Source organism: Streptomyces sp. NPDC006332, from assembly GCF_040612855.1.
GTDB lineage: Bacteria > Actinomycetota > Actinomycetes > Streptomycetales > Streptomycetaceae > Streptomyces.
The window spans coordinates 12248-23878 of the sequence record NZ_JBEXRA010000043.1 but is presented as its reverse complement, the minus strand read 5'-3'; the positions used below and the strand labels follow the sequence as shown (position 1 = coordinate 23878).

General features: G+C 72.3%; 9 protein-coding genes. 6 read left to right on the top strand and 3 right to left on the bottom strand.

Annotation, left to right across the window (positions count from 1 at the left end):
- Positions 1–28: 28 nt before the first annotated feature.
- Complete coding sequence (locus ABZ027_RS30995) at positions 29–886, top strand: MoxR family ATPase (protein WP_356774139.1); 858 nt, start codon at positions 29–31, stop codon at positions 884–886.
- The gene (locus tag ABZ027_RS30990) at positions 883–2241 is read left to right on the top strand and encodes a VWA domain-containing protein (RefSeq protein ID WP_356774030.1); all 1359 of its coding nucleotides are present in this window, start codon (positions 883–885) and stop codon (positions 2239–2241) included. Before ABZ027_RS30995 ends, ABZ027_RS30990 begins: the two co-directional genes overlap by 4 nt.
- A 62-nt stretch (positions 2242–2303) precedes the next feature.
- Here the strand turns inward: ABZ027_RS30990 and ABZ027_RS30985 are convergent, their stop codons facing one another.
- The 3 genes from ABZ027_RS30985 to ABZ027_RS30975 form a co-directional block, all read right to left on the bottom strand.
- Positions 2304–2663, bottom strand: coding sequence for a cupin domain-containing protein (locus ABZ027_RS30985; protein WP_356774028.1), 360 nt, complete (start codon positions 2661–2663; stop codon positions 2304–2306).
- 152 nt (positions 2664–2815) lie between these two features.
- Entirely contained in the window at positions 2816–3793 is a 978-nt protein-coding gene (locus ABZ027_RS30980) for a pyridoxal-phosphate dependent enzyme (protein WP_356774026.1), read from the bottom strand.
- Positions 3790–4485 (bottom strand): PAS domain-containing protein, encoded by a 696-nt coding sequence (locus ABZ027_RS30975; RefSeq protein ID WP_356774024.1) that lies wholly within the window; start codon positions 4483–4485, stop codon positions 3790–3792. The genes ABZ027_RS30980 and ABZ027_RS30975 overlap by 4 nt, the downstream gene beginning before the upstream one ends.
- A 306-nt stretch (positions 4486–4791) precedes the next feature.
- Here ABZ027_RS30975 and ABZ027_RS30970 point away from each other — a divergent pair, with 306 nt between their 5' ends.
- The 4 genes from ABZ027_RS30970 to ABZ027_RS30955 all read left to right on the top strand — a co-directional run bounded on the left by ABZ027_RS30970 (position 4792) and on the right by ABZ027_RS30955 (position 11501).
- Positions 4792–6060, top strand: coding sequence for an MFS transporter (locus tag ABZ027_RS30970; RefSeq protein WP_356774137.1), 1269 nt, complete (start codon positions 4792–4794; stop codon positions 6058–6060).
- A gap of 38 nt (positions 6061–6098) precedes the next feature.
- Complete coding sequence (locus ABZ027_RS30965) at positions 6099–7859, top strand: beta-galactosidase family protein (RefSeq protein WP_356774022.1); 1761 nt, start codon at positions 6099–6101, stop codon at positions 7857–7859.
- Positions 7856–10300, top strand: coding sequence for a beta-galactosidase (locus ABZ027_RS30960; RefSeq protein WP_356774020.1), 2445 nt, complete (start codon positions 7856–7858; stop codon positions 10298–10300). Before ABZ027_RS30965 ends, ABZ027_RS30960 begins: the two co-directional genes overlap by 4 nt.
- A gap of 133 nt (positions 10301–10433) precedes the next feature.
- Complete coding sequence (locus ABZ027_RS30955) at positions 10434–11501, top strand: LacI family DNA-binding transcriptional regulator (RefSeq protein ID WP_356774019.1); 1068 nt, start codon at positions 10434–10436, stop codon at positions 11499–11501.
- Positions 11502–11631 lie beyond the last annotated feature (130 nt).

Here is an 11631-nt window from a genome sequence, read left to right as displayed (position 1 = left end):
GGTCCGCGCCCCGCTGGAGGCCCCGTTGCTGTTCACTTCCGTCGACGACGTCTCCGCACGCCTGGCCCGGACCGGCTATCTGGCCTCCGCCGCCGTCGCCACCACCGTCTTCCTCGCCGACCGCCTGGGCAAGCCGCTGCTCGTCGAAGGGCCCGCCGGTGTCGGCAAGACCGAGCTCGCCAAGGCGGTGGCCGAGGTCGCGGGGGCGCGACTGGTGCGTCTGCAGTGCTACGAGGGCGTCGACGAGTCCCGCGCCCTGTACGAGTGGAACCACGCCAAGCAGTTGCTGCGCATCAGCGCGGGCCGCGACGAGAGCTGGGACGAGACCCGCACGGACATCTTCAGCGAGGAGTTCCTGCTCCCCCGCCCGCTGCTGACCGCGATCCGGGGCGACGAGCCGAAGGTGCTGCTGATCGACGAGACCGACAAGGCCGACGTCGAGGTGGAGGGCCTGCTGCTGGAGGTGCTCAGCGACTTCCAGGTGACGGTGCCCGAGCTGGGCACGGTCACCGCGACCCGCCGCCCGTTCGTCGTTCTCACCTCGAACGCCAGCCGTGAACTGTCGGAGGCGCTGCGCCGCCGCTGCCTGTTCCTGCACATCGGCTTCCCCGAGGCGGAACTGGAGCGCCGGATCGTACGGCTGAAGGTTCCCGGCCTCGACGACGCGCTGGCCGAGTCTGTGGTGCGGGTCGTCGGCGCGCTGCGTGAGATGGACCTGCGGAAGGTGCCGTCGGTGGCCGAGACCATCGACTGGGCCCGTACCCTCCTCGCGCTCGGTGCCGACATCCTCGACGAGACCGTCGTACGGGACAGCCTGGGCGTGCTGCTGAAGCACCAGGACGACATTCTCAAGGCCGGTGCGAAACTGGATCTGGAGGCCTTGTGAGCGCGCCGGCCGGTGTCGCGGAGCGGCTGACGTCACTCGTCTCGGCGCTGCGCGCGCACGGCATCCGGGTGGGCACCGGCGAGAGCGTGGACGCGGCACGGGCGGTGGAGGCGCTGGGCCTCGCCGACCGGGAACGGCTGCGCGAGGGACTGGCGGCGACCCTGCTGCACGGCACGGCCCAACGGCCGGTGTTCGACCCGGTCTTCGACCTGTACTTCCCGCGGGGTGTCGGCGCGCCCGGCACGGAGCCCGCCGACCGGGACGATCTGCGCGAGCGGCTCGCGGCCGCGCTGGCCGCGAACGACCGGGCGCTCCTTGACCGGTTGGCGGCCGAGGCGGTCGACGGGTTCGGCGGCTACGGTTCCTCGCCCGCGTCGGACGGCTGGTCGTCCCACCAGGTGCTGGACCGGCTGCGTCCGCAGACACTGCTCGCGCGCGTCCGGGACAGCGTCCGCGCGCAGGGCGGCGCTGCGGGGTTCACCGACCGGTTGCTGGAGGACGAGATCCGGCAGCGCATCGAGGTCTTCCGCCGGATGGTGGCGGCCGAGGCGCGGCGCCGGGTCGCCGAACGGCGCGGCCGCGACGAGATCGCCCGGCGGGCGGTGGCCCCGACCGCCGACCGGGTCGACTTCCTGTTCGCGGGGAAGGCCCAACTCGCCGAGCTGCGCAGGACGGTGCAGCCGCTGGCCCGCAAGCTGGCCACCCGGCTGACGGCACGCCGGCGGCGGACCACGAGGGGCACGATCGACCTGCGGCGCACCTTGCGTGGGTCGCTGTCCACGGGCGGGGTCCCGATGCGCCCGGTGCTGCGGCGCCGCCGTCCTGCGCGCCCCGAACTGGTGCTGCTGTGCGATGTGTCGGGCTCGGTGGCCGGGTTCTCCGACTTCACGATGCTGCTGGTGCAGGCGCTGCACGACCAGTTCAGCAAGGTGCGGGTGTTCGCCTTCGTCAACCGGATCGACGAGGTGACCGGGCTGCTCGTGCACGGCGCGGCCGACCCGGAGGGGCTGGGCGCCCGGATCCGCTCGGAGGCCGTGCTCACCGGCTGGCACGGCAGCAGCGACTACGGCGTGGCGCTGGGCGAGTTCGCCGAGCGGTACGGCGACGCGGTCGGCCCGAGGACGACCGTGCTGATCCTCGGTGACGCCCGCACCAACTTGAGCGACCCGAACCTGAACGCCCTGCGGCGGATCGCGGAACAAGCCCGTCGTGTCCACTGGTTGAACCCGGAGGCGGGCGCGCAGTGGGGCACCGGCGACTCGGCGGCCCCCGCCTACGCCGAACTGGTCGAGATGCACGAGTGCCGAACCGCCCGGCAGCTCGGCGCCCTGGTCGGACGTCTGCTGCCGGTCTGATCGCCGGTGACCATGTACCGCGGACGAGGACGCTCATCCCGTGTCCCCGCCCGCGGCGGAGCTCATGGGGACTTCGCGTAGTCAGTGGCCATGCCGCCCGCGAAGTCGTACACCACGGCCTGCTCGTCGCCCACGACCCAGGCGTCGTGTCCGGGCGGGCAGACGAAGACGTCGCCGGGGCCCACCTCGCTCTCGGCGCCGTCGTCCATGCGGATGCGCATGCGTCCCTGGACGATGTAGCCGTTGTGGTGCACCTGGCAGCTGTCCGTGCCCGCTATCGGAGCCACGGATTCCGTCCACCTCCAGCCCGGCTCGAACGTCGCCACCGCGAAGTCGAGGCCGGTGAGGTGGACGGCTTCGAGGTGCCCCCGGGGGAAATCGCGCCGCTCGTCAGCCTTTTCGAGTGTCTTGATCTCCAGCATGACGGCTCTCCCTTCCGGCCGTTGTCCTTACGGCCGGGGCCGGTCTCCGTCTCCCCGCCCACCACGAGCGGAACCGGCGGGGGCCGAGCCCCATCACCCCCATCGTCCGCCCGTCCGCCCGGTACCGCTATCCGGGTGACGGAGTTTTGTGGTCAGTTTTCGGCCGGGCACAGCCGCGCGAATCGTTCCGCGTCGATGTTCCCGCCGGAGACGATCACTCCGATCCGGCGGGGCAGCCGCCCTGCCCGCCCGGCGAGCAGGGCGGCCAGCGGGGTGGCGCCGCTGGGCTCGATGACGATCTTCAGACGCTCGAACGCGAACCGCATCGCCTCCCGGATCTCGTCGTCGGACACCAGGGCGATGTCATCGACGAGCCGCCGGTTGACGGAGAAGGTCAGCTCCCCCGGGGTCTCCGCGGCCTGACCGTCGGCGATGGTGCGCGGCACCGGGATCGTGACCCGTCGGCCCGCCTCCAACGATTGCCGAGTGTCGTCCCCCGCCTCCGGCTCCACGCCGATCACTCGGACACCGCCGTCCAGGCCCTTGGCCGCGGTGGCGCTGCCGGCGATCAGTCCGCCGCCGCCGACCGGAGTCATCAGCGCACCCAACTCCCCTACTCCTTCGAGGAGTTCCAGTGCCGCGGTGCCCTGGCCCGCTATCACGTGCGGGTGTTCGTAGGGCGGGATGAGGGCAAGGTTCCGCTCGGCGGCCAGGGCCTCGCCGATGGCCACGCGGTCGCCGGTGTAGCGGTCGTACGTCACGATCTCCGCGCCGTAGCCGGCGGTGGCCGCACGCTTGGAAGCCGGGGTGTCCTCCGGCATGACGATGACCGCGGTGGTGCCGAGCTCGCGGGCGGCCAGGGCGACGGCCTGGGCGTGGTTGCCGGAGGAGTAGGCGGCGATGCCCCTGGCCAGCTGCTGAGGGGTGAGCCGGGAGGCCGCGTTGTAGGCGCCGCGGAACTTGAAGGCGCCCACCCGCTGGAAGTTCTCGCACTTGAGGAAGACTTCGGCGCCGACCAGTTCGTCGAGGGTGTGCGAGCGCAGGACGGGGGTGTGGTGGGCGACGCCCTTGAGTCTGGTGGCCGCGTCACGGATGTCGTCGAGGGTGACCGGCTGAGTGGTGGTCGTCACGCGTGTCCTCCATGGGAGTCGGATGTCGCGTCGGTGGTGGCCCGGGCCTGGGAGAGGTAGCTGTACGCGGAGGCGCGGGAGATGCCGAGCCGGGCGGCGACCTGTTCGACCGCTCGCCGCACGGCGAACACTCCACGGTCGTCGAGACCGCGGAACAGTTCCACGCGCTCCGCACGGTCCAGTGCCGCCCAGCAGCGGTTCTGGTGGAGTTGGTGGGCGTCGAGTATCACGTCGACGACGGAGTCGATGTCATTCCCGAACGTGGTCACCGGCAGTTCGGCCGGCTCCCGACCGGTCCCGGCCAGGGAGCCGAGGAGACTGTGGGCCTCGGTCACCGCGGAGACGTCGAGATTGACACAGACCGCACCGAACACCGCGCCCGTCGAGTCCCGCAACACCATCGTGGAGGACTTGACGATCTGCCCGCCTCCGGTGCGGGTGCGGTAGTTCAGCTCGTCGGCGGCCTCGTCGCCGCGCGCGACCATCCGCATGCCGATCTCGCTCATCGCCCCGCCCACCGCCCGCCCGGTCACCGAGCCGGCGAGGGCGACCACCGACTCCTCCGGGCGCCGGTAGTCATGGAGGACCACCTCGCACATCGGCCCGAAGGTCGCCACGAGCCCGTCCACGACCGGCTTCAGCGCGGCGAGGATCGCGTCCCGCTCGGCTTCCCGTCCCTCTTCGACCGACATCGCACCCCACCTCTCCTCACATCCCGCCCCTCAATCACGGATTCAGACTACACGTCCAATCGCTGGACTAAAAGTCCAATCCCTTGGGAACTTCTTGGGGACTTTTCCCTGCGGTCACGCTGCGCGCACCGTTCATGGCGGTCCGGGATCTTGACGGCCGCAATGTTACCGGTAACATCACTGCGTCGGAGAAACGAGAGGTGTGCCGTGCCGGGGGAAGAACGCGTCGTCGACAGCAACAGGCACAACAGGCAGACGTCCTCGGCCGCGGACCGGCCGGACACCCCGGTCTTCAGTCCTGCCGCCGTGGTGGCGTCCTGCGTGGGCTTCGTCCTCATCGGTGCCCTTCAGGCCCTGTACGGGCCGGCCATCCCGGCGTTCCGCGAGGAGTTCGGACTGACTCCCTCGGCCGCCGGCCTGGGGCTGAGCGCCCACTTCGTCGGCGGGGTGGCCGGTGTACTGCTCTTCGACCGGCTCTATGGCCGCCTCGGCAACCGGCAGATCCTCGGCGCCTCGTACCTCCTGATGGCGATCGGCGCGGCGGGCTTCGCGCTCGCGCCGAACTGGCCGGCCGCGCTGGCCGCCGCCCTGTTCGCCGGACTCGGCTTCGGCGGCATCGACTACGGCCTCAACCAGTTGTTCGCGGTCGGCTTCGGTCACCGTTCGACCGCGATGCTGAACATCCTCAACGCGCACTTCGGCCTCGGCGCGATCCTCGGTCCCGCGCTCGTCGGCGCGGTCGGCTCCGCGCACTATCCCGCGGTCTTCCTCGGCTTCGCCGTCGCCAACCTGCCGCTGCTGCTGTGCCTGAGGGGCGTTCGCGACCGGGCACCGCAGCCGTCCGGTGTCCCGGAGTCCGGCGGGACGCGGGTCCTCGGCCGCAGCCTGGGTTCCGTCCTGGCGGTGTTCGTCGCGCTCTACGTCCTGCATGTGGGCGTCGAGGCGGGCGTCGGCGGCTGGGAGCCCACCCACCTGGAGACCGTCGGGTACGGCGCCGGGTTCGCCGCGACCGCCACCTCCGTGTACTGGCTGATGATGACCGTCGGCCGGTTCCTGGTCGCGCCGGTCGCGCTGCGCTTCTCGGCGCAGACCATCATCACCGTCTCCTGCACGGGCATGACGGCCTGTCTGCTGCTGGCGTCGGTCCCGGCCCTCGCGCCGTACGCCTACGCCGGGGTCGGACTGTTCATCGCCCCGATCTTCCCCACCGGGCTGCCCTGGCTGCACCGGGCGGCCCCGCGTGCCCGCCGGGCCGGTGCCCTCGTCATCGCCGCGTCCATGGTCGGCGGCGTCGCCGCGGGCCCGGCGCTCGGTGAGGCCATCGAGGCGTCCGGCATCCGCGCGGTCCCGCTTCTGCTGTGCGCGATCTCGGCGCTGTGCCTGGCCGCCACGCTCTGGCTGATCCACGCCACCCGCACCGCGGACACCTCCCGCACGGGGGACTCCTCCCACACCGCCGACACCTCCCGCGCGGCGGACGCCCCCGCCCCCAGCACCTCCCGCCCTGCCGGCACCTCCGACACTCCCAACACTCCCGGCACCCCCAGCACCGCCCACACCCCCGGCCCCCGCTGAACCGGCCCTGTCGCACCCGACCCGAAGGGAACCCCCGCATGCCCGCTCTGACGACGTCGTCCGACGGTTTCCTCCTGCACGGCGAGCCGTTCCGGATCATCTCCGGCGCTCTGCACTACTTCCGCGTCCACCCCGACCAGTGGGCCGACCGGCTGCGCAAGGCACGGCTGATGGGGCTCAACGCCGTCGAGACGTACCTGCCGTGGAACCTCCACGAACCACAACCCGGCACGCTCGTCCTCGACGGTCTGCTCGACCTGCCGCGCTTCCTGCGGCTGGCCCAGGCGGAAGGCCTGCACGTGCTGCTGCGCCCCGGCCCGTACATCTGCGCCGAATGGGACGACGGTGGGCTGCCCGGGTGGCTGATCGCGGACCCCGGCATCCGGCTGCGCACCAGCGATCCGCGGTTCACCGGCGCCCTGGACCGCTACCTGGACCAGCTCCTGCCCCCGCTGCGGCCGTATCTCGCCGCGAACGGCGGGCCGGTGATCGCCGTACAGGTGGAGAACGAGTACGGGGCGTACGGCGACGACACCGCGTACCTCAAGCACGTCGAGCAGGCACTGCGTTCCCGTGGGGTCGACGAGCTGCTGTTCACCTGCGACCAGGCCAACTCCGAGCACCTGACCGCCGGCAGTCTGCCCGGGACGCTCAGCACCGGCACCTTCGGCGGCCGTGTCGACGAGCACCTGGCCGCGCTGCGCGCGCACCAGCCCGAGGGCCCGTTGATGTGCGCGGAGTTCTGGATCGGCTGGTTCGACCACTGGGGCGGCCCGCACCATGTGCGGTCGGCCGAGGAGGCCGCGGCGAACCTGGACCGGCTGCTGGTCGCGGGCGCGTCGGTCAACATCTACATGTTCCACGGCGGCACCAACTTCGGCTTCACCAACGGCGCCAACCACCACCACACCTACGCGCCCACCGTCACGTCGTACGACTACGACGCCCCGCTCACCGAGAGCGGCGACCCCGGCCCCAAGTACCACGCCTTCCGCGAGGTCATCGCCCGGTACGCGACGGTCCCCGACGAACCGGCCCCGGCGCCCGGCCCCAAGCTCCCGCCGGTCACCGTCGACCTGGACCAGCGGGTGCCGCTGCTGCCGTACGCCCGGAAGCTGGAGGGGGTCGTGCGCGCGCAGGACCCGGTCACGATGAACGAACTCGGCGTGCACGGCGGCCATGTGCTGTACCGCACCACCGTTCCCGCCGCGGGAGACGGGCTGCTGCACTTCGAGGGCGGGGTCGGCGACCGCGCGCAGGTCTTCGTGGAGGGCGCCTCCGTCGGCGTACTGGAGCGCGAACGCCGCGACGAGACACTGCCCGTGCGGGTGCCGCACGCCGGTGCCGTGCTGGAGGTTCTGGTGGAGAACCAGGGCGGGGTCAATTACGGGCCGCGCATCGGCGCGCCCAAGGGACTGCTCGGTCCGGTGTCCTTCCAGGGTGTCGCGCTGCACGACTGGGAGTGCCGGCCCGTGCCGCTGGGCGACCTGGACGCGCTGCCGTTCGCGCCGTCCGACGCGGTCACGGACGCCGTGCCCGCCTTCCACCGGGGCACGTTCGAGGTGGCGTCCCCGGCCGACACGTTCCTCGCGCTGCCCGGCTGGACCAAGGGCCAGGCGTGGGTCAACGGCTTCCACCTCGGCCGTTACTGGAACCGGGGCCCGCAGCAGACCCTGTACGTCCCCGGCCCGGTGCTCCGTCCGGGCGTCAACGAGCTCGTCCTGCTGGAGCTGCACGCCACGACCGGCACCCGCGCCCAGCTCACCGACACCGCCGACCTGGGACCGGTGGGCGAGTGACGACCCGCCCGCACCATCTGCGGGTTCCCGCTCCCGCCGGCCCACCGCTGACGGGTCACCTGCCCTTCGTCGACGTTCCCGGCGTGCCCGATCCGATCGGGGTCACCAGCCGTTGGCTCACGCGCGGCGGGCGCCCCTGGTTCCCGGTCTCGGGCGAGTTCCACTACTCCCGCTGTCCGGCCGACGAGTGGGAGGAGGAACTGCTGAAGATGAAGGCGGGCGGGATCACCGCCGTCGCGAGTTACATCATCTGGATCCACCACGAGGAGATCGAGGGCCGGGTCCGCTTCGACGGCGACCGCGACCTCAGGCGTTTCGCCGAGCTGTGCGCACAGCACGGCCTGGACTTCGTCCCGCGCATCGGCCCCTGGTCCCACGCTGAGGTCCGCAACGGCGGCCTGCCCGACTGGCTGCTGGCCCGCGACTGCGTCCCGCGCACCGACGACCCCGCCTATCTGGAGCCGGTGCGCGGCTGGTTCGCGGCGATCGCCGAGCAGTTGCGGGGCCTGGATCGGGCGCACGGGGGCCCGATCGTGGCGATCCAGATCGAGAACGAGCTCTACGACCGGCCCGGCCACCTGCTCACCCTCAAGCGGATGGCCCAGGAAGCCGGTCTCAGTGCCCCGTTGTGGACATCGACCGCCTGGGGCGGGGTCCAACTGCCGCCCGACGAACTGCTTCCGCTGTACGGCGGCTACACCGAGACGTTCTGGACCGAGGCGGACGGCGGCTGGCCCGACACCTGCCGCACGCACTTCTTCTTCACCCACCAGCGCGACGACGAGGGCATCGGCGCCGATCTGAGACCCACCACGGTGCGCGGCGGCGAGCCGGACGTGTTCGCGGACCGGTTCCCGTGGGCCACCTGCGAGTTGGGCGGCGGCATGGCCGTGTCGTACCACCGCAGGCCGCGCGTCGACGCCGACGACATCGGCGCGCTCGGCCTCACCAAGATCGGCTGCGGCTCGGTCTGGCAGGGCTTCTACATGTTCCACGGCGGCACCAATCCCACCGGTGAGCTCACCCCGCTGCAGGAGTCCCACGCCACCGGCTCTCCCAACGACCTGCCCGTCCTGACGTACGACTTCCAGGCACCGCTCGGCGAGTACGGCCAGTACCGGCGGACGTATCACGAACTGCGGCTGCAGCACCTGATGTTGGCCGACTTCGGGCATCGCATCGCGCCGATGGAGTCCGTGCTGCCCGAGGTGCGGCCGACGGGGCAGAGCGACCGGGAGACCCTGCGCTGGGCGGTGCGCGGCGACGGCGGTTCGGGCTTCCTGTTCGTCAACAACCACCAGCCCCACGAGCCGCTGCCGGACCACCCGGACACCTCGTTCAGGGTCGAGTTCCCCGGTGACGCCGGGACGTTGACCCTGCCGAGCAGCCCCGTCGCCGTCCCGTCGGGCGCCTACTTCTGCTGGCCGTTGCGGCTCGACGTCGCGGGGCTGCGGCTGGATTGGGCCAGCGCGCAGCCCGTGTGCCTGCTCGACCTGGACGGCCGTACGGTCCTGGTGCTGGCCGCCGTAGACGGCATCGCTCCCGAACTCGCCCTGGACGCGGCCACGGTGACGTCGGTCAGCACACCGTCCGGGGACACCACCCCGGCCGCCGGCCGGCTGCTGGTGACCGGGCTGCGGCCGGGTACCGACGCCCTGGTCGAGGTGGAGACCGCGGCAGGCGAGCGGGCCGGCCTGCTGGTCCTGGACGCGGCGACCGCCCGCACCGCCTACCGGGGCGTGGCGTGGGGTGCCGAGCGACTGGTGCTGAGCGAGGCGGGCGTCGTCTTCGACCGGGACGAGGTACGGCTGCACGGTTCGACCTCCGCTGTCTCGTTCGCGGTGCTGCCCGCTCCGCCGCGGGCGCCCGTGATGGACGGGGCCGTGGTGACTGAGTCGGCGGACGGCGTGTTCACGCGGTACTCGGCGCGGGCCGAGACGACGGCCCACGACGCCACGGCGTTGAACGGGGCCGGGACCGGCGGCGCTGTCGTGCGGTGGGCCGGGGGTACTGACGCTCCGGTCGTGCCGCTGCGGCCGGCCGGTCCGGCGCCGGAGCCGACGACGGGTGTGCGGGGCCGGGCGAGCGCGCCCGCGGAGAAGTACTTCGACAGCACGGCCGCCGAGTACCGGATCGACGTCCCGGACGGCCTGCCGCCGGGAACCTTACTGCGGCTGCACTGGACCGGGGACGTGGGACGGGCGTACGTCGGGGACACGCTCGTCGCGGACCAGTTCCTCTCCGGGCGGGTCTGGGACATCGGCCTGGACCGGCTGCCCGGTGAGACCCTCCGGGCAGAGGGCCTGCGGCTGCTGGTGCTGCCGTCGCACCCCGACGCGGCGGTGTACGTGCCGCGGGAGGCGGGCGACTCGGGACGGACGGCGGCGGTGACACGCGCCGAGTGGGTCACCGCCCGCACCTGGGCACTTCGGCCCGGCTGAGCTCGCGCACCCGTGCCGTTCCGAGGGCCCGGCCCCCCGGGTCCTCGGGACCGTCCCGTCGTACGCCCGGCCTATGCTGTGGGCCTGCCGGGCGAGACCAGACCGCCGTACCGACGTCGAGGAAACCGCCACCATGACTCCAAGCGCCGCCGACGGAGCCGTTCCGAAGTGGCGCAGCAGACGGAACTTCGCGGGGTCGCGCCCCGTGATGGACGACGTGGCCCGGCTGGCCGGTGTCTCCAAGCAGACCGTCTCCCGCGTGCTCAACGACCATCCGTCCGTCCGCGCCGAGACGCGTGAGGCGGTACTGGCGGCCATCCGCACGCTCGGCTACCGCCCCAGCCGCAGTGCCAGGTCGCTGGCGAGCGGCCGGACCCGGATGCTCGGTGTGATCTCCTTCGACGCGGCCCGTTACGGGCCCGCGTCGATCCTCACCGCGATCAACACGGCGGCGCAGGACGCCGGTTACCTGGTCAGTTCCATCGCGCTCGACACCGCCGACCACGACACGGTCGTGGAGGCGGTGGACCGGCTCTCGGCCGAGGGGGCGGACGGGGTGATCGCCATCGCGCCGCAACTGTGGGTGGGGCGGGCGCTGGCCGACACCCACCTGGACATTCCCCTGGTGGTGCTGGAGAACGGTCTCGACACCGAGACCGCGCTGGTCACGGGTGACTCTCGGGCCGGGGCCCGGATGGCCACCGAGCATCTGCTGGGGCTGGGGCACGCCACGGTCTGGCACATCGCGGGCCCCACCGGCTGGACCTCCGCCGACCACCGGCTGGCCGGCTGGCGGTCGACCCTGGAGGACGCCGGGGCACGGGTCCCCGAGCCGCTGGTGGGTGACTGGAGCGCCGACTCCGGGTACGAACTGGGCCGGCGTCTGGCCGCGCGCCCCGACGTCACGGCGGTGTTCGTGTCCAACGACCAGATGGCCCTGGGTCTCCTGCACGCCCTGAACGAGGTGGGACGTTCCGTCCCCGGCGAGGTCAGCGTCGTCGGCTACGACGACATCCCGGAAGCCGCACACCTCCTGCCGCCCCTGACCACGGTCCGCACGGACTTCTCCGAGATCGGCACCCGCTGCCTGCGCCTTCTCCTGAACCGCATCGACGGCTCCGACGCACCGCCCCGCCCCGAGTCCCTGGTCCCGGTCGACCTGGTGATCCGCGCCAGCAGCGGGCCCGCGCCGGGACGCTGACCGCGCGTGCCTGCCGTTCCCTGCGCTGTGAGGCCAGTACCTGTGCGCTGACAGTCGTGCGCCCCCGCGTTTGTGGACATAGCGTGGAGATCGGTGGCCCCGCGGACTCCGTGTCCGCTGGAAGCCGCCC